General features: G+C 57.3%; 2 protein-coding genes. One reads left to right on the forward strand and one right to left on the reverse strand.

The window, feature by feature from the left end:
• Positions 1 to 386: 386 nt before the first annotated feature.
• Entirely contained in the window at positions 387 to 1,100 is a 714-nt protein-coding gene (locus tag NW838_RS14990; protein ID WP_414356736.1) for a heme oxygenase (biliverdin-producing), read from the forward strand.
• Positions 1,101 to 1,184: 84 nt separating this feature from the next.
• Here the strand turns inward: NW838_RS14990 and NW838_RS14995 are convergent, their stop codons facing one another.
• Positions 1,185 to 1,715, reverse strand: a complete 531-nt coding sequence (locus tag NW838_RS14995) for a pentapeptide repeat-containing protein (protein WP_414356737.1) — start codon at positions 1,713 to 1,715, stop codon at positions 1,185 to 1,187.
• Between the last annotated feature and the right edge of the window lie 273 nt (positions 1,716 to 1,988).

Here is a 1,988-nt window from a genome sequence, read left to right on the forward strand (position 1 = left end):
CCATTCACACTCAAGCAGATTATTCTAATCTTTAACCGTTTTTGCGGATCATCCGCTGCTCCAGCTCGGATTTCCGGTCAACCTTGGGGATCGGAGGGGTGGCTCTGACAGGCTCAGCCGGTCGACAGAGTGGACTTGGCGCCGGTTTGCGTCGCTTTTGAGATGCACGCTGTTGATGCAGGCTGTGGCGGAGCCATCAACAACAATCATGAGAAGGGGTTAGGAATGGGTTTACAAAGCTTCTCAGGCTGGGGGAACCTCGGGATGGCTTGCGGGTGATCTGCGGGTGATCTAATGAAGCACAGTTTGTTGGCGAGGAGGGTTTTGTGAGTCAAAGTCAGAACAATCAGAATAAAAGAAGTGATCTGTATAACCGGGACCACAGCTTGTCGGCCCAGTTGCGGGAGGGCACCAAGCAGTCCCACACCATGGCCGAGAACATGGTGTTTATCAAGTGTTTCCTGAAGGGAGTGGTGGATAAGCGGGCCTACAGCCGCTACGTGGGCAATTTCTACTTTGTCTACAGTGCTCTGGAAGAGGGCTTTGCCCAACTGCGAGAGCACCCGCTGGTGGGCCGGTTCTACTACCCGGAGCTGTGGCGCAAGACCAGCCTGGAGAAGGACTTGAATTATTTTATCGGCCCCAATTGGCGCGCTGTGGTCAAGCCCTCCCCTGCCTGCCAGGTCTATGTCAACCGCATCCGAGAAGTGGTGGAAAAAGATCCACTTCTCCTGATCGCCCACGCCTATACCCGCTACATCGGTGACTTGTCGGGCGGTCAAATCCTCAAAAACATCGCCCGCCGGGCCATGGGCTTGCCGCCAGGGGAAGGAACAGCTTTTTACGATTTCGAGCAGATCCCCCACGAGGGCAAGTTCAAGCAGCGCTACCGTGCCCAGATGGATGCATTGGGGCTGGATCAAGCCACCATCGACCGCATTGTGGCAGAGGCCAATTATGCCTTCAAGCTGAACATGGACTTGTTTAGGGAGTTGGAGGGCAATTGGCTGTTGTCGATGGCCCGCTTGGCCTGGAATTCGCTGCTCAGCCAGTTTCAACGCAAGCCCACCCGTTCTGAGGCAGCCGCTCCCAGCTCCTAAAATCCGGATTCCAGAGGGCAGTGAGGCGATGGGTTCTGCTGCCTATCTCCCCTCTCCCTCTGGGAGAAGAGCCGGGGGTGAGGATCAGTCACATTCAAGAGTGTCGCGGGTGGCCCGACCGGTTACAGGGTTAACGCCGGTGGCCCGTTCGCAAAGGATGGAGAGGGCGTCTTGCCGTATCAACGCATTGGTGAAATCCGCCCCATCAATTTGGATCCCTTCGACTCGGGCCAGCCACATCATGCTGTCCTGCAGTTGCGCTTCTCGCAGATCCGCACCCTGTAAGTTGGCCATGTCCAAAGTGGCCCCCCGCAGGTCGGCCCCGCGCAAGTTGGCTTTGCTGAGATTGGCCCCGAACAGGTTCGCCCCTGCCGCCTTCACATGGCTGAGATCGCTTTGGCGCAGGTTGGCCTTGAGAAACTTCCAGCCGCTCAGGTCTTGCCCTGCAAAGCTCACCCCCTGCAGATCTCGTTTGGTGTAGTCCTCTGCCTGGGCCGGGGATCCCAGCGGAGTAACCCCCAGGCAGAGTATCAGCCCGCAAAGCACCATCCCCCGCAGGAAACGGCTCAGCCAAGACCGCCTCGCCAGAACCGAAGCCAGCCAAGCAACAGACATCGTGGATCCCTCCCTCAAGGAAACCTCCATGGCTTGGGAATTGCTTCTGGTTTTATCTTACCGGATAGGGATCCCGCCGGCAGATTGGGCTATCATGAACTACCCCACCGCATAGGCGGATGGGGTTTCTGATGCCCCATCCCCTTGACGGCAGGATTTTAGTCTCTTCCTCTGCCCCAGTTGCTTCATAGACCCGCAGGACTTTGAAGTAGAGCTGGAGCATCCAAGACTCACGAGGCCGGTTCCCAACCCCGGTTGCCGATTAGTGGCAAC

This window comes from Synechococcus sp. R55.2 (assembly GCF_047462075.1).
Classification (GTDB): Bacteria; Cyanobacteriota; Cyanobacteriia; order Thermostichales; family Thermostichaceae; genus Thermostichus.